The organism is Brevundimonas sp. PWP3-1b1, assembly GCF_049896065.1.
Lineage (GTDB): Bacteria > Pseudomonadota > Alphaproteobacteria > Caulobacterales > Caulobacteraceae > Brevundimonas > Brevundimonas intermedia_B.
The window spans coordinates 1,986,138-2,002,563 of sequence record NZ_JAFCTO010000001.1 but is presented as its reverse complement, the minus strand read 5'-3'; the positions used below and the strand labels follow the sequence as shown (position 1 = coordinate 2,002,563).

The 16,426-nt window shown below is 66.7% G+C and carries 17 protein-coding genes; 9 read left to right on the top strand and 8 right to left on the bottom strand.

The window, feature by feature from the left end; all coding sequences use genetic code 11:
- Window position 1: 1 nt before the first annotated feature.
- Window positions 2-493 carry a MarR family winged helix-turn-helix transcriptional regulator gene (locus tag ACP69V_RS09900; protein ID WP_426023675.1) on the bottom strand — a complete coding sequence of 164 codons (492 nt, stop codon included), beginning with the start codon at window positions 491-493 and terminating at the stop codon, window positions 2-4.
- Window positions 494-559: 66 nt separating this feature from the next.
- Between ACP69V_RS09900 and ACP69V_RS09895 the strand changes: the two genes are divergently transcribed.
- Entirely contained in the window at window positions 560-1,765 is a 1,206-nt protein-coding gene (locus ACP69V_RS09895; protein WP_426023674.1) for an MFS transporter, read from the top strand.
- Between the two features lie 73 nt (window positions 1,766-1,838).
- Window positions 1,839-2,147: a hypothetical protein gene (locus ACP69V_RS09890; protein ID WP_426023673.1), complete on the top strand. Its 309-nt coding sequence runs from the start codon at window positions 1,839-1,841 to the stop codon at window positions 2,145-2,147.
- Here ACP69V_RS09890 and trmFO read toward each other — a convergent pair.
- Window positions 2,137-3,537 carry a methylenetetrahydrofolate--tRNA-(uracil(54)-C(5))-methyltransferase (FADH(2)-oxidizing) TrmFO gene (gene trmFO, locus ACP69V_RS09885; protein WP_426023672.1) on the bottom strand — a complete coding sequence of 467 codons (1,401 nt, stop codon included), beginning with the start codon at window positions 3,535-3,537 and terminating at the stop codon, window positions 2,137-2,139. The two genes, ACP69V_RS09890 and trmFO, sit on opposite strands and share 11 nt — an antisense overlap.
- A 76-nt stretch (window positions 3,538-3,613) precedes the next feature.
- On the opposite strand from trmFO, the gene ACP69V_RS09880 reads away from it, so the two are divergent.
- Both ACP69V_RS09880 and ACP69V_RS09875 read left to right on the top strand, forming a co-directional pair.
- Entirely contained in the window at window positions 3,614-4,426 is an 813-nt protein-coding gene (locus tag ACP69V_RS09880) for a hypothetical protein (protein WP_426023671.1), read from the top strand.
- 174 nt (window positions 4,427-4,600) lie between these two features.
- The gene (locus ACP69V_RS09875) at window positions 4,601-5,482 is read left to right on the top strand and encodes a hypothetical protein (protein WP_426023670.1); all 882 of its coding nucleotides are present in this window, start codon (window positions 4,601-4,603) and stop codon (window positions 5,480-5,482) included.
- A 52-nt stretch (window positions 5,483-5,534) separates the two neighbouring features.
- Here ACP69V_RS09875 and uvrA read toward each other — a convergent pair whose 3' ends face one another.
- Complete coding sequence (gene uvrA / locus ACP69V_RS09870; RefSeq protein WP_426023669.1) at window positions 5,535-8,480, bottom strand: excinuclease ABC subunit UvrA; 2,946 nt, start codon at window positions 8,478-8,480, stop codon at window positions 5,535-5,537.
- Window positions 8,481-8,551: 71 nt separating this feature from the next.
- Between uvrA and ACP69V_RS09865 the strand changes: the two genes are divergently transcribed.
- On the top strand, window positions 8,552-8,896 hold the full coding sequence (locus ACP69V_RS09865) for a hypothetical protein (protein WP_426023668.1): 345 nt from the start codon (window positions 8,552-8,554) through the stop codon (window positions 8,894-8,896).
- Window positions 8,893-9,180, top strand: coding sequence for a type II toxin-antitoxin system RelE/ParE family toxin (locus ACP69V_RS09860; protein ID WP_426023667.1), 288 nt, complete (start codon window positions 8,893-8,895; stop codon window positions 9,178-9,180). The genes ACP69V_RS09865 and ACP69V_RS09860 overlap by 4 nt, the downstream gene beginning before the upstream one ends.
- Window position 9,181: 1 nt before the next feature.
- Here the strand turns inward: ACP69V_RS09860 and ACP69V_RS09855 are convergent, their stop codons facing one another.
- The gene (locus ACP69V_RS09855) at window positions 9,182-9,676 is read right to left on the bottom strand and encodes a group III truncated hemoglobin (RefSeq protein WP_426024051.1); all 495 of its coding nucleotides are present in this window, start codon (window positions 9,674-9,676) and stop codon (window positions 9,182-9,184) included.
- Between the two features lie 206 nt (window positions 9,677-9,882).
- On the opposite strand from ACP69V_RS09855, the gene ACP69V_RS09850 reads away from it, so the two are divergent.
- Window positions 9,883-11,493, top strand: coding sequence for an ABC-F family ATP-binding cassette domain-containing protein (locus tag ACP69V_RS09850; protein ID WP_426023666.1), 1,611 nt, complete (start codon window positions 9,883-9,885; stop codon window positions 11,491-11,493).
- Window positions 11,494-11,707: 214 nt separating this feature from the next.
- Here ACP69V_RS09850 and ACP69V_RS09845 read toward each other — a convergent pair whose 3' ends face one another.
- The 4 genes from ACP69V_RS09845 to ACP69V_RS09830 are packed head-to-tail and all read right to left on the bottom strand — an operon-like array spanning window position 11,708 to window position 15,191.
- A complete protein-coding gene (locus ACP69V_RS09845) occupies window positions 11,708-13,285 on the bottom strand; it encodes an EAL domain-containing protein (RefSeq protein WP_426023665.1) in 1,578 nt (525 codons plus the stop codon).
- A 45-nt stretch (window positions 13,286-13,330) separates the two neighbouring features.
- Window positions 13,331-13,768, bottom strand: a complete 438-nt coding sequence (locus tag ACP69V_RS09840; RefSeq protein ID WP_426023664.1) for a flagellar basal-body protein FlbY — start codon at window positions 13,766-13,768, stop codon at window positions 13,331-13,333.
- Entirely contained in the window at window positions 13,765-14,067 is a 303-nt protein-coding gene (locus ACP69V_RS09835) for a rod-binding protein (RefSeq protein ID WP_346495873.1), read from the bottom strand. The genes ACP69V_RS09840 and ACP69V_RS09835 overlap by 4 nt, the downstream gene beginning before the upstream one ends.
- Window positions 14,068-14,069: 2 nt before the next feature.
- Complete coding sequence (locus ACP69V_RS09830) at window positions 14,070-15,191, bottom strand: flagellar basal body P-ring protein FlgI (protein WP_409715623.1); 1,122 nt, start codon at window positions 15,189-15,191, stop codon at window positions 14,070-14,072.
- A 183-nt stretch (window positions 15,192-15,374) separates the two neighbouring features.
- Between ACP69V_RS09830 and ACP69V_RS09825 the strand changes: the two genes are divergently transcribed.
- Both ACP69V_RS09825 and dksA read left to right on the top strand, forming a co-directional pair.
- Entirely contained in the window at window positions 15,375-15,800 is a 426-nt protein-coding gene (locus ACP69V_RS09825) for a flagellar assembly protein FliX (RefSeq protein ID WP_426023663.1), read from the top strand.
- A 179-nt stretch (window positions 15,801-15,979) separates the two neighbouring features.
- A complete protein-coding gene (gene dksA, locus ACP69V_RS09820; protein WP_346495876.1) occupies window positions 15,980-16,414 on the top strand; it encodes an RNA polymerase-binding protein DksA in 435 nt (144 codons plus the stop codon).
- The last annotated feature ends 12 nt before the right edge of the window (window positions 16,415-16,426 follow it).

Sequence of the window (16,426 nt, the reverse complement as noted above, 5' to 3'; positions counted from 1 at the left end):
CCTAGCCGTTCAGGCCGGCGATCAGGCGCGCCAGCAGGGTGTTCAGCCTCTTCTGTTCCTCAAGCGACAACCCCGCCAGCGCTTCTCGCGCTGTGTCCTGATGGCTGGGCATGATTGAGTCGATCAGGTCGAACCCCTTGTCGGTCAGGCGGACCAGGGTGGCCCGACGGTCGCTCGGGTGGGGCCGGCGCTCGACCAGACCCGCCTTTTCCAGCCGATCGATACGGGCGGTCATGCCGCCCGACGACATCATAGCCGCCTCGAACAGCGCCGTCGGCGTCAGCCCGTCTCGCTGGCTGGAGCGACGCAGCGTCGCCAGCACGTCGAACTCGCCATGCTGCAGGCCATAGCGTGCGAATAGCGGCGTCTGGCGCTCGCGGATCACCAGCTGCGACGCTTCGTTCAGACGGCCCAGCACCTCCATCGGCAGCATGTCCAGGTCGGGGCGCTGGACGGCCCATTGGGCGGCGGCGCGGGAGGCTCTGTCGGGCATGGTTATCTTGACATCGAGATACTTGAGGTCGAGAGACTAGCGCGAATTTCGCTGGGAGTCCTCATCATGACCGCACGACCTGACGCCGCGCCGATGCGTGGCGCGTCGCTGCTGTTGCTGGCGGCCATCGTCGCCCTGGCGCTGAACCTGCGTCCGGCGATGGCGGCGGTCGGGCCGCTGCTGGACCTGATCGAAGGCGCGACGGGCATGGGGTCCACCGCCGCCAGCTTGCTGACCACCTTGCCGGTTCTGATGATCGGTCTGGGCGCCCTGTCGATCCGGCCGTTGCGCCGGCGGCTGGGCGAGCGGCGCGGGGTCTTGCTGGGCGCGCTGCTGATCGGCGGAGCCTGCCTGGTTCGCGCGGTGCTGAGCGATACGGCGGGCCTGATCGCCAGCGCAGCGGTCGTCGGGGTCGGCGTGGCCTTGATCCAGGCCTTGGCGCCGGTCGTCATCAAACGGGCCTTTCCCACCCGGTTCGGCACGGTCATGGCGCTCTACACCACCGGCATCATGGGCGGCGCGGCCATCGCGGCGGCGACGGCGGCGGGCTTGGCCGAGGCGGTCGGCTGGGCCGGAACCCTGGCGCTGTGGAGCGTGCCGGCTTTTGTCGCTTCGATCATCTGGCTGGCCGCTTCACGCGATCCGGCGGCCGAGGAGCCGAACCGAGCCGCCGTGGTCGAGGCGACGGACCCGGAGCTTCCTTTCTGGCGTCAGGGCCGGGCCTGGCGTCTGATCCTGATCATGGGGCTGGGCACGTCGGCCTATACGCTGGTGCTGGCCTGGCTGCCGCCCTTCTATATCGACCTGGGCCAGCCGAGGGCGACGGCGGGTTATCTGCTCAGCGGCATGACCGGCGCCGAGGTCATGGCGGGGCTGCTGGTGTCGATGACCATCGGCCGGTTCCCCGATCGGCGCGGACCGATCCTGACGGCGCTGGTGTTGGCCCTGCTTGGTCTGGCCGGACTGGTGATCGCGCCGGTCAGCCTGGCGGTTCCGGTGGTGCTGGTCCTCGGCCTGGGGATAGGGGCCGTCTTTCCGCTGAGCCTGATCCTGGCGATGGATCAGATCGACGACCCCGCGCGGTCGGGCGACCTGCTCGCCTTCGTCCAGGGCGGCGGCTACATCATCGCCAGCCTGTCGCCGCTGGGCGCCGGCCTGTTGCGCGACCATATGGCCGACCTGACCCAGGCCTGGGTGTTGATGGGCGTCGGCGTGATCCTGCTGGGCGGGATGACGCTGGGGTTCCGGCCGGGCCTGCCCAAGCTGCGCTGAAGTGCTTGTTCGCGCTTAAAGAGCGTGGATAGTGGGCTGCGGCACCTCGAAACTATCGGACCGGCATTTGGCAATGACGCGTTATTCTCGGGATGACTGGCGAAAGCCAGCACTTGTCATTCTCGCCGTTGCGACGCTTTTCGGGCTCTTTGGAACGTGGGTCGCGTCGCTTGCCGTGTTTTTCGCATTGGACGATCTCGAAAAGGACGAACGGTTCGGCTCGGCGCTCGCTTTCGCGATTTTCTACGTTTCCCTATTGGCCTGTCCGCTGACGGGCTGGGCGACATTTATCTTCAGGCGTTATCGCGTCGCCATAATGATCGCCAGCCCGCCACTGCTGCTGGTGATCATTTCAGCCGTGGTCGAAATCCTTAGCGAGTAGTCGCCGCGTCGCGCCACGCCTTCAGGCTTTCCATCGCCCGTATGCTCATCAGGCGCTTCTTGGCCCGGCCGCGTTCCTTGAGCGGAATCTTGACGCCGGCCTCGTCCACCTTGGGCGCCTCAAGCGGCGGCAGCAGGCCGTAGTTGATGTTCATCGGCTGGAACTTGGAGCCTTCCAGATGCCCGCCGGTGATGTGTTCGACCAGGGCGCCCATAGCGGTCTCGGGCGGCGGCGGCGACAGGTCGCGACCCAGCGCCTGGGCTGCGGCGAGGCGGCCGGTCAAAAGGCCCATGGCGGCGCTTTCGACATAGCCCTCGACGCCCGTCACCTGACCGGCGAAACGCAGGCGCGGCATGGCCTTGAGGCGCAGTTGCCTGTCCAGCAGGTGCGGGCTGTTCAGATAGGTGTTGCGGTGCAGGCCGCCCAGACGCGCGAACTGGGCGTTCTGCAGGCCGGGGATCATGCGGAAAGTCTCGGCCTGCGCCCCATGCTTCAGCTTGGTCTGGAAGCCGACCATGTTGAACAGGGTGCCCAGCGCATTGTCCTGACGCAGCTGGACTATGGCGTAGGCCTTGACCAGCGGGTCGCGCGGGTTGGTCAGGCCGACGGGCTTCATCGGGCCGTGGCGCAGGGTCTCGCGACCCCGTTCGGCCATGACCTCGATGGGAAGGCAGCCGTCGAAATAGGGGACGTGCTCCCATTCCTTGAACTCGGCCTTGGGCCCGTTCACTAGAGCGTCGATGAAGGCCTCGTACTGCGCCTTGTTCATCGGACAGTTGACGTAGGCGGCGGCGTCGCCGCCAGGGCCTTCCTTGTCATAGCGCGACTGACGCCAGGCGATGTCGAAGTCGATCGAGTCGGCGTGGACGATGGGGGCGATGGCGTCGAAGAAGCTGAGGCTTTCCTCGCCGGTCGCCTTCAGGATGGCCTCGGCCAGGGCCGGCGAGGTCAGGGGGCCGGTGGCGACGATGACATTGTCCCAATCTTCCGGCGGCAGGCCGGCGATCTCTTCACGCACGATGGTGATCAGCGGGTGGGCCGCCAGCTTTGCGGTCACGGCCTGGGAGAAGGCGTCGCGGTCCACGGCCAGGGCGCCGCCCGCCGGCACCTGATTGATGTCGCCACAGGCCATGATGATGGAATCCAGCGCACGCATCTCGGCATGCAGCAGGCCCACGGCGTTGTGCTCCCAGTCGTCCGAGCGGAAGGAGTTGGAGCAGACCAGCTCGGCCAGGCCATCGGTGTGGTGGGCGTCGGTCTTGACGCCGGGGACGCCGCGCATCTCGTGCAGGATGACGGGCACGCCGGCGTTGGCGATCTGCCAGGCGGCTTCGGAACCGGCTAAACCGCCGCCGATGACGTGGATGGGGGAAGAGGAGGAAGCGATCATCGCGGCCTTCTAGCGGGCGGGTGGCGCGGTGTCATGGTCCCCTGCTATATCCGCCGCCGGTAATCGGGGGCGAGATTTGGACGGGCATCGGGTTCTGCGACTGGGCGAGACGTTGCGGGCGACGGTCGATGCCCTGCCTGGTCTGTGGCGCGGGGCCTGGGGCGCGATCCTGGCCGCCGCCGTGATCTGGGGCATCCAGCCTCTGGCGGCGGGCGCGGCGAGCCTGATCTGGGCGCCGTTCGGCCTGGTCGCGACGCTGGTGCTGGCCGGGGCGCTCGGCCGGATCGCCATCACGGAGGACTTGCCGCAGGCGCGGCGGCTGGGCCTGGGGCCGGCGGGGCTTCAGTTCGGCCGACCCGAGTTGCGCCTGCTGGGCGCCGGCCTGCTGTGTGCGGTCTTCCTGGCCATGATCCTGTCGGTCGTCGCCCTGGTGCTGCTGGCCCTGTTCGGCATGGCCGAACTGAACGCCCAGGCCATCGAACTGCGCCAGTGGAGCGCGGTCGGCCCGGTCTGGAAGCTGGCCTTGCTGGCGCTGGTGACGGCCTTCGCCCTGTTCGCCGTCGTCGCTTTTAGCGTGCGGCTGTCCCTGTTCGCGCCGGCGACGATCGGGCGCGGGCATATGGTGTCGCTGCAAAGCATGAGCATCGCGCGTGGCGCCCTGTGGCCCTTGATGATCGGGCAGGCGATCACGGCGATCCCGACGCTGGTCCTGACTGTTCTGTGGGCGGTTGGGCTGCTGTCCAGAACGTCAGGCTGGATCGTCGGGGCGGTCGTGCTGATCGCGGTTCAGGCGCCGCTGACGACGGGTTACCTTGGCGCGGCCTATCGCCGGCTCGAACGCTGGACGCCGCTGGAGAAACCACATGGGCGAGACCTTCTCCATCAGTGAGGCCTTGGTCGCGCCGGGAATTGCTGCTGCTTCCAGGTGGGTTCGTCTCCGGCAGGAGATGACCTTGTTGAACGCACTGTTCGCTTCAGCCGTCCGCCAGTTGCCGGATGGCGCGCCGCAGGACGCGCCGGAGAGAATGCGCTAACCTGCCTTCGAATCTGACCCGGAGTTGTCATGAGTTTTTCCGCCACCGACGCCGCCTTCGAAGGCTTTCGGGTCGTTCGTCGTCATCCGGTCGTCGCCCTGGCCTGGGGGCTGGTCTATCTGTTGATGTATGTCGTCATGTTCGGCCTGGGCGCCGACAAATGGGCGGCCCTGATGGCGGCGGGCGAGGCGTTGGAGCAGTCGGCCAATCCGTCGATGGCGGACTTCCAGGCCCTGGGTCAGGTCTATGCCGGCGCGCTGGCCTGGGCGGCGCCGGCCGGGCTGTTGATCGGGACGGTGCTGAGCGCCGCCGTCGCACGTTCGGTCCTGCGTCCCGAAGAGTCGCGCTGGGGCTATGTCCGCGTGGGCATGGACGAGGTGCGCGTGCTGGTCGTCAGCCTGCTGGTCAGTCTCATCGTGGGTCTCGCCTCGGGCGTGGGCATGGCCTTGGTGGGCGCCGCCATCGGCTTCGGCTCCGCATCGGGGCAGCCTCTGCTGATCCTGGCGGGCGTATTGCTGATCTTCGCCGTCTTCGCCCTGATCGTCTGGCTGGCGATCAAGTTCAGTCTAGCTGTGGCGATGACCGTCGATCGCCGCAAGATCACGCTGTTCGAGTCGTTCGCCGCCACCAAGGGACATTTCTGGGCGCTGCTGGGCATGGCCGTCATCGCGGTCATCATGTCCCTGATCGTCAGCATTCTGGGCATGATCATCGGGGCGGCGACCGATTTGATGACCGGCGGGATTCAGACCCTCGCCCGCTTTGACGGCGTCGGCACGATGCAGATTCTCGCTCAGGCCTGGCCTGCCATTCTGGTGTCGTCGATGGTCAACGCCCTGATGTCGGCGCTGCAACTGGCCGTGCTCTATGCCCCGTTCTCGGCGGCCTGGGCAGCGCTGAAGCCGCGCTGAATCTCATCTTTCCCTCGCCGCCGGTTTCCGGCGGCGAGGGAGACGAATGGCGTCAGGCCGACGCCTTGGCCCGCTTCTTCTTCGCCGGCTCGCCTACGGATCCGCCCAAGGCCGCAACCCGCGCCTTGCGCCGGGTTTCGTTTCGATCCAGCACCTCCTTGAGGTATTTGCCGGTCCAACTGGCGCTGTTGGCCGCCACCTGTTCGGGCGTGCCGACCGCGACGATCTCGCCGCCGCCATCGCCGCCTTCGGGACCGAAGTCCAGCAGGTAGTCGGCGACCTTGATGACATCCAGATTGTGCTCAATCACCACGATGGTGTTGCCGGCCTCGACCAGTTCCTGAAGCACCTCCAACAGCTTGCGCGTGTCCTCGAAATGCAGGCCCGTCGTCGGCTCGTCGAGGATATACAAGGTGCGGCCGGTGGCCCGTTTCGACAGCTCCTTGGACAGCTTGACCCGCTGGGCCTCGCCGCCGGACAGGGTGGTCGCCGGCTGGCCGACCTTGACGTAACCCAAGCCTACCCGTTCCAGCGTCAACATCTTGTCGCGGATCGGCGGCACGGCCTTGAAGAAGGTCGCGGCCTCCTCGACCGTCATGTCCAGCACGTCCGAGATGGACTTGCCCTTGAACACGATCTCCAGCGTCTCGCGGTTATAGCGTTTGCCCTTGCAGACGTCGCAGGTGACATAGACGTCGGGCAGGAAGTGCATCTCGATCTTGATGACGCCGTCGCCCTGGCAGGCCTCGCAGCGACCGCCCTTGACGTTGAAGCTGAACCGGCCGGGGCCGTAGCCGCGCGCCTTGGATTCCGGCAGTCCGGCGTACCAGTCGCGGATCGGGCCGAAGGCGCCGGTATAGGTCGCCGGATTCGAACGCGGGGTGCGCCCGATGGGCGACTGGTCGATGTCGATGACCTTGTCGAAATGCTCCAGTCCTTCGATCCGGTCGAAGGGGGCGGGGGCTTCGGACGCATTGTTCAGGCGGCGCGCGGCGGCCTTGTACAGGGTCTCGATGGTGAAGGTGGACTTGCCGCCGCCGGACACGCCGGTGATGCAGGTGAAGACGCCGACGGGGATCTCGCCAGTGACGCTCTTCAGATTGTTGCCGCTGGCGCCGCTGATCTTCAGCATCCGTTTGCGGTCGATGGGACGACGGCCGTCGGCGGGAATTTCGATCTCGCGTTCGCCGGTCAGATATTTTCCGGTCAGCGACTTCGGATTGGCCATGACCTGAGCCGGCGTGCCCTCGGCGCAGACCTCGCCGCCGTGGACGCCGGCGGCGGGGCCCATGTCGATGACATAGTCGGCGGTCAGGATGGCTTCCTCATCATGCTCGACCACCAGGACCGAGTTGCCCAGGTCGCGCAGCCCTTTCAGGCTTTCCAGCAGTCGGGTGTTGTCGCGCTGGTGCAGGCCGATGGAGGGTTCGTCCAGCACATAGAGGACGCCGGTCAGGCCCGAGCCGATCTGTGACGCCAGACGAATGCGCTGGCTCTCGCCGCCCGACAGGGTGCCGGAGGCGCGCGATAGCGACAGATAGTCCAGGCCGACGTTATTCAGGAACCGCAGCCGGTCGCCGATCTCCTTCAGGATGCGCCGGCCGATCTCCATCTGCTTGTCGCTGAGCGCCTCGGGCAGGGCCTGGACCCAGTCGTAGGCCTTCTTGATCGACAGGGTGGAGACGTCGGCGATGTCCTGGCCCCCGACCTTGACCGCCAGGGCCTCGGGCTTCAGCCGCTTGCCGTGGCAGGCGTCGCAGGGGGTCTCGGACTGGTAGCGGGCCAGTTCCTCGCGCACCCAGGCGCTGTCGGTCTCGCGCCAGCGACGCTCTAGGTTCGGCAGCACGCCTTCGAACGGCTTGGAGACCTCGTATTTTCGGGCATTGTCGTCATAGGTGAACTTGATCTTCTCGGCGCCGGTTCCATACAGGATCGCCTTGTGCGCCTGGGCCGGAAGCTCGCGCCAGGCGACGTCCATCGAGAAGCCGTAGTGGCGGCTCAGCGACTGAAGCGTCTGGGTGTAGAGGGGCGAGGGGCCGCGCGCCCATGGGGCGACGGCGCCCTTGTGCAGGCTCTTGTCGCGATCCGGGATCACCAGGTCGGCGTCGAAGGCCAGCTTGACTCCAAGACCGTCACAGACCGGGCAGGCGCCGAACGGATTGTTGAACGAGAACAGCCGCGGCTCAATCTCTGAAATGGTGAAGCCGGACACCGGACAGGCGAACCGCTCGGAGAACAGCAGGCTGCGCGGCGCGGTCTCGCCCTCGGCTGTGCTCGCCCACTCGGCGTTGGCGATGCCGTCGGCCAGACCCAGGGCGGTCTGAAGACTGTCGGCGTATCGGGCTTCCTGGTCAGGCTTGGTGACGATCCGGTCCACGACGATGTCGATGTCGTGTTTGAACTTCTTGTCCAGAGTCGGGGCTTCGTCGATCGGATAGAATTGCCCGTCGATCTTCAGGCGCTGGAAGCCCTGACGCTGCCATTCGGCGATTTCCTTCTTGTACTCGCCCTTGCGGCCCCGAACGACGGGCGCCAGCAGCAGGATTCGCTCGCCGTCGGGCAGGGCGACCAGCTTGTCGACCATCTGGCTGATGGTCTGGCTTTCGATGGGCAGGCCGGTGGCCGGCGAATAGGGCACGCCGACCCGCGCCCACAGCAGACGCATATAGTCGTGGATCTCGGTCACCGTGCCGACGGTCGAGCGCGGGTTCTTGGACGTCGTCTTCTGTTCGATGGAGATGGCCGGCGACAGGCCCTCGATCAGGTCCACATCCGGCTTGCCCATCAGTTCCAGAAACTGGCGGGCATAGGCCGACAGGCTCTCGACATAGCGCCGCTGGCCCTCGGCGTAGATGGTGTCGAACGCCAGGGAAGACTTGCCCGAGCCCGACAGCCCGGTCATCACCACCAGCTGCTCGCGCGGGATGTCGAGGTCCACGCCCTTGAGATTATGCTCGCGGGCGCCGCGAACGCGGATGAAGTTATGCTTTTCGGTCATGCTGTCCGGAGAACGCGGGAAGGGCCGGGCGGGTCCGGCGCGACATCGCTATATGGGGATGAATCGCGCGATTGAAGCAAGAACAATGTGTGAACATTGCGGCGGTCTGCGGGCTGGGTTATCGTCACGGCATGGCCGATGGTTTCGACATCCATCTGAACGAAGATCAGGCGCGGCGGCTGAAGGCTGCGGCCGAAGCGGCCGGCGTGGAACCGACGGCCTATGCCTTGAAAGCGCTGGAAAACGTGATCGGCGACATCAGCATCACAGGCGTCAGCGAATATTCGGCGGCTTGGGTCGCGGAGGACGCCGAACGCTGGGCGGAATATGAGCGGACGGGCGAGACCATCCCGCTTGAGGACGCCTTGCAGGACTTCCATGCCAATCTGGCTCGACGGCTGGCGGAGAAGTCGTGAAGTATCGGGTCCGGTTGCTGCCACCCGCGCGCAGCGATCTGATCCGCGTCTCGAACTTTCTGGCCGATGTAGCGCCGAGCACTGCTCTTCGTGCTGCGGATGTGCTGGACGAGGCGTTGAGGACATTGGAAACCTATCCCGAGCGCGCGCCGAAGAACCTGCTTGGCGGCCGGGACATGGTCGTCCGATTTGGGCAGGCTGGTTATGTCATCCGCTATCATGTCGAGCGGGCGAATGTCGTCATAACCCGCATCTTCCATACGCTGGAGGATCGTTCGGCCTGACCTAGCCCGGCGTCCAGGCCTGCGTCGGCCGCACGAACCGCTCGCCCTTGGCCAGACGCGTCCCGTTGGCGGTTGCGATCCCCAGTTCCAGGCTTTCGGCGATGCGGCGGGCGCGTTCGATGAAGTGGGCGGCGGCGACAGGCGGGCACAGGTCTCGGGCGGTCTCGGCGAACAGCTCCAGCCAGCGGTCGAAGTGGCGGGCGTCGATGGGCAGGGGCAGGTGTTTCGGCATCGGCCGGCCCTGATAGACGCCGGTAGACAGGGCGACCGACGACCAGAACAGTTTCATCTGCGCCAGATGCGGCGCCCAGTCGTTGATACGGGCCGCGAAGATTGGGCCGATCAGGGCGTCGTCTCGGACGCGGGCGTAGAAGCCTTCGACCAGGGCGTCGATCATGGTCTCGTCTATGCCGGTCTCGTCGCGCAGGCGCTGGACGGCGGCCTCGCGGCGGGCGGCGGCGCCGGCGGGATCTTCAATGCGGAAACGGCTTTCCATGGCGATCAAGTAGCCGCCCGGCGAGCATCGCGCCACTGGACGATGCGTCCCTCCTCACGCGGCCGTGTTCGACGCCAGACTTGCGCATTGCAGGATTACGACCCATCCTCCTTGTTCTGACGCGTTTTTTGCAGAAGGTTTGACGATCATGATCATCGCATTGGCCACCGGTTCCGCCCTGTCCGCCATGCTGCTCGTGATCCTCAATGCCAACCAGCCCAAGCCGAAGCGCGTCCCCGTCCGCACTCGCGACACTCGACAAGGTCGCCGCTAGGACGCCTGACGGCGCAACCCTATTCGATAATCTAAGCCTGACGTTCGGCGCCGAGCGCACAGGCGTCGTCGGCCGCAACGGCGCGGGCAAGAGCACGCTGCTGCGGCTGATCTCGGGCGCTGCTGCGCCGGCCGAGGGCGTGGTGGCGCGCGCCGGCTCTATCGGTATGCTGGATCAGCGATATGACCCTGCGCCGAACGAGACGGCGGCGCAGACACTGGGCGTCGCAGACGACCTGGCCATCATTGCGCGGGTGTTGGCCGGCGAGGGGACGGCCGATGACTTGGCCGAGGCCGACTGGACGCTGGAGGCGCGGTTGGGCGAGGCGTTGGCGGCCGTGGGGCTGTCGGCGCTCGCGCTGGAGCGACCGACCGTCAGCCTGAGCGGGGGCGAGCAGACGCGGCTGAGGCTGGCCGGCCTGATGCTGGCGCAGCCGGACCTGATCCTTCTGGACGAGCCGACCAATCATCTGGACGTGGAGGCGCGGGCGCTGGTCGCCGAGGTGATAGGGCGCTGGGATGGCGGGGCCGTAGTGGTCAGCCACGACCGCAACCTGCTGCGTCGGATGGATCGGATCGTGGAAGTGTCGGCCCTGGGCGTGGCCATCTACGGCGGCGGCTATGACCTCTATGTCGCGCGAAAGGCGGCCGAGCGGGAGGCGGCGGAGCGGGTGCTGGCCGAGGCTGAGCGTGACGTCGCGCGATCGGGCGCCGAGGCGCAGAGGCGAGCCGAAACCAAGGCGAAGCGCGACGCGGCGGGGCGGCGCAAGGCGGCCAAGGGCGACATGCCCAAGATCCTGCTTGGCGCACGGGCCGAGCGGGCCCAGAACAGCGGCGGGCGCGACCGGTTGCTGGCCACGCGCCAGGCCGAGGCGGCGCAAGGCGCGCTGGCGGCGGCGCAGGAGCGGGTGGAGCGCACGCGGGCGCTGGCGATTCCTATGCCGACGACGGGACTGGCGGCCGGGCGAACGGTGTTGACGCTGGATCAGGCGTCGTGGGCGACGCCCGAGGGGCGGACCATCGTCGGACCGATCGACCTCAGACTGGTCGGGCCGGAGCGTGTCGCGGTGACCGGGGCGAACGGCGCGGGCAAGACGACCCTGTTGCGGCTGATCACAGGCGATCTGGAACCCACGGCCGGGTCCGTCGAGCGGCCGGTGCGGGCGGTTTTGCTGGATCAGGAGGCGGCGATTCTGAAGCCGGACGAAACGCTGGTCGAGGCGTGGCGGCGGCTGAACCCGCAAGGTAGCGCCAACGACGCCCAGGCGGCGCTGGCGCGGTTCCTGTTTCGCAATACCGCGGGCCAGCGGCGGGTCGGGGACCTGTCAGGCGGTGAGCGGCTGAGGGCGGCCCTGGCTTGCGTCATGACCGGCGCGACGCCGCCGCACCTGCTGGTGCTGGACGAACCGACGAACCATCTGGACCTGGACGCCATCGCGGCCGTGGAGGCGGCGCTGACCGCCTATGATGGGGCGCTGGTCGTCGTCAGCCACGATGCGGACTTTCTGGCCGCGCTGGATATCACGCGCACCTTAGCCCTGTGATCCGACTTGGACTCCAAGTCAGAAAAAACAGTCCAACGAGTCTAACGAGTCCAACTTCTGGATGGATTTGAGTTTTCAAAGACCGAACGGATCATCATCGCACGGCTTGACCCCACGACAGGTCGATTGTCGATGGTTGAAGTCAGGTCTCTGATCTGTCTAGGCTTTGCGGACCGGAATAGGATGGCTAGGTCACCGTTGCCGCCTCTAGCCGTCAGCCCCAGGCCTCGACGGCGCCTTTGCGGCGAACCATCGACGGGCTGCTGAGCTGGGTGCGGGGTTCGGCCTCGGCGCGGCCGAACAGCCAGCCCTGACCGTAATCGACGCCGGCGGTCTTCATCTCGGCGGCGACGCCTTCGGTCTCGATCATCTCGCCGATGGTTTCCAGCTTCATCGAGCGGCACAGTTCGACGATGCTGTGCAGCATGGCCTTTGACCGTTCGTCCGTTTCGATGTCGCGCACGATGGCGCCGTCGATCTTGACCGCATCGACCGAGAGCTTTCGCAGATAGTCGAAGGCGGCGGCGCCCGCGCCGAAGTCGTCGATGCAGACCTTGATGCCGGCTTCGCGCAGGGCGGCCAGGCGCCGGTCGGCCGCCTCGATGTCCGCAAGGGCCGAGGTCTCGGTGACTTCGACCATCAGGCGTCGGCGTTCCTCGGGCGCGCCGGCGGTCATGCGCAGAAGCTGTTCGACATAGGTGTCGTCGCCCAGCGAGGCGCCGGAGACATTAATCGCCATCTTCAGCAGGCCGGCGCCCGACTGGCGCATCCGCTTCAGCACCTTTTCCGCCACGGCCAGATCGAAGGATTCGATGAGGTCCAGTTCCTCGGCCATGCGGATGGCGTCGGCCGGGCCGCTGTTGGCGTTGAAGCGGGTCAGGGCCTCGAAGTGATGAACGGCGCGCGAGTCGAGGTGGACGATGGGCTGGTAATGGACCTGGAATTCACGCGACTTGACCAGGCTGCGGAAGGTCTCGGCGTCGCGGAAGGTGCGTTTCAGCGAGTCCGCGAAGGCGATCTGCGGGTTGGCGAGGCCATCGCCTTTCAGGCAGCCCTCGATGGCGAACCGCATGGCGCGCAGGACGCACAGCGAATCCGATCCCGGCGGCACGGGCGAACTGAAGGCTTCGGCGCCGAGCGACAAACCTTCGGCACGGCCGGCCTCGATGATCTCCGCGGCGATGTCGCGGCGGTCGTTGGCGGGACGCAGCAGGGCGAAACGCGCGCCGGTCACCTGGGCCGCGCTCGATCCCTCGACGGCGGCGGATTGCAGGGTCGCCTCGATGCGGCGGTTCAGACGGTCGGCGACTTCGTCGCTGACGTTCTCCATTCCCCGGACATCGACGAAGGACAGGGCCAGATCAGGGTTGGCGTCCAGCACGCGCCCGGCGTCCGCCAGGAAATCCTCCGGTTCCAGCAGGGGGCGGATGGCCAGGTCGGCCAGGGCGAAAGCGGGACCTTCATAGGAGATGGCGCAGGACACGGCCGGCGCCATCTGAGGCAGGATGAAGGCTCTGAACGAGGCGCGTCGCACGCGGTCGGGACCGGCCGAGACGAGAATGGAGGTGGACGGGATGCGCGACCCCGGCTTCATGTTGCGCAGCGCCGTCAGGGTCGAGGCGCCTTCGTGCAGCAGATCGATCAGCGCCCTGCCAGTCCAGGTCGCGCCGGCGTCCTCGCCTGATACGGCGCCCGCGCCGATCGCGAAGGAGACGACGCCCTTCGGGTCCACCTCGACCAGCGTGTCGGCGGATGCGAAAGCCAAGCCAAGAAGACGAACGGTCAGCGTCATGAAGACGTTCTGACACGTCTTCGCTTAAAAATTAGGCAATGCCGATCAGGCGGTTCGATTGAAGGCCACGGCGCGGCCGTCGCCCTGGGCCGCGCGGCCGTCGGCGGCGTATGCGGAGGCCGGGGTGCGGGCGGCCGTGACCTCTTCGGCGATGGCGCGGACCAGGCCCTCGGAAATCTGGCGGGCGGCGTCGACGGCGCGCCCGTGACGGGTCAGAACGGCGTCGAAAGCGCGGGTGGCTTCGATCAGGGTCTTGCGGTCTTCGAGTGGCGCGCCGCTCAGCAGGGCCGGGTTCGCCTTCACGTGAGCGGAATCGCGGCGGTAGAGATTGGCCATCTCCTGGGTCTCGGCCAGGCCTGAGGCCACGTCCTGGGGGCGGCCGTCGGCGAAGGCGAGGGTCTCGGCTTCCAGGCGCTCGGTCAGGCGCAACGTCAGGGTCGTCAGTTGGCGCACGCGCGCCTGAGCCAGCTCTGTGTCGCTCATTGCCGTCCCTCCTGCATCTTCAGCATTTCGGCCATGACCGTGTTGCTCAGGCCGATGCCGCCGGCCTTGACCGTGTTCTTGGCCATTTCGTCCAGCATGAAGCTGCGCCAGGTCGCCTCGCCCTGACCGCCGCCGAATAGGCCGTCGGTCGACAGGCCTTCGAACATCGGCTTCAGCATCTGCGAGATGAAGGTGGCCTCGAAGGCCTTGGCGGTTTCCTCGATCTTGTCGCGGTTCGGAGCCGTGGGGGCGGCCGCAGCGGGCCGCAACAGATCGGGGGAGACGGTCAGGTCGCTCATGCTCACATCACCTCGATGTCGGCCTGAAGGGCGCCGGCGGCCTTGATGGCCTGAAGAATGCTGATCATGTCGCGCGGGCTGACGCCCAGGGCGTTCAGACCGTTGACCAGGGTGGACAGGTTGGCCCCGCCCCCGACCATGCGCATCTGCGTGCCCAGGTCCTCTTCCACGCTGACCTGGGTGGACGGCACGACAGCGGTCTGGCCCTGGCTGAAAGGTGCGGGTTGGCTGACGAACGGCTGTTCGTCGACCGAGATGGTCAGATTGCCCTGTGCGATGGCGACGCGGGAGATGCGGACGGCGTCGCCCATGACGATGACGCCGTTGACCTCGTCGATGATGACTTTGGCGGGGGTGTCCACGCTGACCGCCAGGTTCTCGATCCGGCTGATGAAGCCGGCCATGCCCAACTGTCCCGGCGCACGCAGGGCGACCACGGTCCCGTTCTCGGCCAGAGCCGAGCCGGGGTAGGCGGCGTTGACCACGGCGGCGACACGCTGGGCGGTGGTGAAGTCGGGGTTGCGCAGGTTCAGGCGCACCTCGTTCATGTTGGCCATCTGGAAGCCGGTCTCGCGTTCGACCACCGCGCCGGAGGCGATCCGGCCGGCAGTCGGCACGCCGCGCGTGACCGAAGAACCCGATCCACCGGAGGCCGAGACGGCTCCGGTCTGAACCGACCCCTGGGCCACCGCATAGACCTGACCATCCGCGCCTTGCAGACTTGTCACGACTAGCGAACCACCCAGCAGGCTCTTGGCGTCGCACATGGAGGCGACCGACACATCGACGCGCGAGCCGGGCGTGGCGAAGGCCGGCAGGTCGGCGGTGACCATGACGGCGGCCATATTCTTGGTGTTTGCGTTGGCGCCGCGGATGTTGACGCCCAGCCGCTCGGTCATGCCTTCCAGCGACTGGCGGGTGAAGGGGCAGTTACGCAAGCTGTCGCCCGTGCCGTTCAGGCCCATGACCATGCCGTAGCCGACCAACTGGTTGCCGCGCACGCCCTCGACGGCGACTATGTCCTTGATGCGCGACTGCGACTGGGCCAGCGCCGAGGTCGCACCGCCGGCGACGACGATCGTCGCGGCGACGGAGGCGATGAGGCGGGCAAGCAGATTTTGCATCGGTCAGACGTCCACGCAAGGTTACGCCTTCTTCCTTGCGAGGATCATGCCGGATAATTAACGACGTGAATTCAACATCGGCTGGCTTTGCAGCGGTATTGAAGCGGCAGGATTTGCCGGGGCGTTAACCAAACAGTCACCGCCGCCCGTCATGCATGGGGTCATGACGCGGAGCACCTACGCATGAAGGTTGTCGGCCCAAACGGCGTCAGCACGCCCGCAAGCACACGCACGACGCGATCCGCCAGCGGCTTTTCGCTGGGCCAGGCGCCGGCTGCGGCGTCGCCATCGGCCGCGACGGCCAGCACTGCCGCCGGCGGCGTCTCTGACGTCTCGGCCCTGATGGCGCTGCAAGGGATCGAGGGGCCGCTGGAGAAGCGTCGCCGGGCGATCCGACGGGGCGGCGGTCTTCTGGACCGACTGGACGAACTCAAGCTGGCGCTACTGACGGGCGATGCGGACGAAGGCTCGCTGGATCAGCTGGCGCGAACCCTGCGCGAGGAGCGCACAGACGACGGTGATGCGGATCTGAGCGCCTTGCTGGACCAGATCGACCTGCGGGCCTCCGTGGAACTGGCGAAGGCTGAAATGCGCGGGAAACGGGGCTAAAGCGGAATAATCCCCTAATCTCAGTCGGCTAAGCTTCCCAGGTGAGTGACATTTGTCACTGTAAGCCCTCGGATCGCCGTAATCGGATCACGGAATCGAGAACCGCGTTGCCGCGACTCGACAGGCTGACTATACGGCCATCTACGCCACAGGGGGGCGTGTTAGAGAGCGTGAGATCGATGAACGCTTTGGCGTCCGTTGTGTCCGACGAAACCGGCCCGTATCGGCCGTCTGACAGCGAGCCGTTCATGAATGAACGGCAGCAAGCCTATTTCAAGAAGAAGCTTCTGGCCTGGAAGGATGACATCCTTCGCGAGTCCAAGGGCACGGTGGTCAATCTGAAGGCGGAGACCGAAAACCACCCCGATCTGGTGGATCGCGCGTCATCGGAATCCGACCGGGCCTTGGAACTGCGCACCCGTGACCGCCAGCGCAAGTTGATCTCCAAGATCGACGACGCCCTGCGCCGGATCGAGGACGGCTCCTACGGCTACTGCGAGGATACGGGCGAACCGATCAGCCTGGGCCGTCTTGAAGCCCGCCCGACGGCAACCCTGTCGGTCGAAGCCCAGGAACGCCACGAACGCCGCGAACGCGTTCACCGCGACGACTGACCTTCAGCCCGT

Coding starts and splice junctions, on each gene's coding strand:
- ACP69V_RS09900 (WP_426023675.1), bottom strand. CDS start 493: ATGCCCGACAGAGCCTCCCGCGCCGCCGCCCAATGGGCCGTCCAGCGC.
- ACP69V_RS09895 (WP_426023674.1), top strand. CDS start 560: ATGACCGCACGACCTGACGCCGCGCCGATGCGTGGCGCGTCGCTGCTG.
- ACP69V_RS09890 (WP_426023673.1), top strand. CDS start 1,839: ATGACGCGTTATTCTCGGGATGACTGGCGAAAGCCAGCACTTGTCATT.
- trmFO (WP_426023672.1), bottom strand. CDS start 3,537: ATGATCGCTTCCTCCTCTTCCCCCATCCACGTCATCGGCGGCGGTTTA.
- ACP69V_RS09875 (WP_426023670.1), top strand. CDS start 4,601: ATGAGTTTTTCCGCCACCGACGCCGCCTTCGAAGGCTTTCGGGTCGTT.
- uvrA (WP_426023669.1), bottom strand. CDS start 8,480: ATGACCGAAAAGCATAACTTCATCCGCGTTCGCGGCGCCCGCGAGCAT.
- ACP69V_RS09855 (WP_426024051.1), bottom strand. CDS start 9,676: ATGGAAAGCCGTTTCCGCATTGAAGATCCCGCCGGCGCCGCCGCCCGC.
- ACP69V_RS09850 (WP_426023666.1), top strand. CDS start 9,883: ATGCCAACCAGCCCAAGCCGAAGCGCGTCCCCGTCCGCACTCGCGACA.
- ACP69V_RS09845 (WP_426023665.1), bottom strand. CDS start 13,285: ATGACGCTGACCGTTCGTCTTCTTGGCTTGGCTTTCGCATCCGCCGAC.
- ACP69V_RS09840 (WP_426023664.1), bottom strand. CDS start 13,768: ATGAGCGACACAGAGCTGGCTCAGGCGCGCGTGCGCCAACTGACGACC.
- ACP69V_RS09835 (WP_346495873.1), bottom strand. CDS start 14,067: ATGAGCGACCTGACCGTCTCCCCCGATCTGTTGCGGCCCGCTGCGGCC.
- ACP69V_RS09830 (WP_409715623.1), bottom strand. CDS start 15,191: ATGCAAAATCTGCTTGCCCGCCTCATCGCCTCCGTCGCCGCGACGATC.
- ACP69V_RS09825 (WP_426023663.1), top strand. CDS start 15,375: ATGAAGGTTGTCGGCCCAAACGGCGTCAGCACGCCCGCAAGCACACGC.
- dksA (WP_346495876.1), top strand. CDS start 15,980: ATGAACGCTTTGGCGTCCGTTGTGTCCGACGAAACCGGCCCGTATCGG.